This is a genomic window from Pseudomonas sp. FA-1, from assembly GCF_056856075.1.
Genome location: NZ_JBWXTH010000080.1, coordinates 1 through 236, shown reverse-complemented (window position 1 = coordinate 236; position 236 = coordinate 1). Strand labels below are relative to the sequence as shown.

Annotated in this window: 1 pseudogene; it reads right to left on the bottom strand. The window is 65.7% G+C overall.

From position 1 onward, the window contains the following. Window positions 1-236 (bottom strand): annotated as a pseudogene (locus AC1MHZ_RS23525) (hypothetical protein); the annotation flags it as partial.

Below are 236 nucleotides of genomic sequence, written 5' to 3'. Positions count from 1 at the left end.
GCATAGCGCTCGCCACCATAGTCCCGGCTGGCGACCACGCGATGGTCGGCGTTGTACTGCACTTCCAGCTCGCGGCCAAGCACGTCGGTGGCCCAACTGGTGCGGGCGCTCAGGTCGTAGCGGAAATGGTAGTGCTCACCGTCGCTGGTCCAATGCTCCACCACGCGCGGCTTGTCGCCAATGGTTTCCCAGCGGTAGTGGCAGCCCAGGCCCAGCGCGTTGCTGTGGCTGGTCAT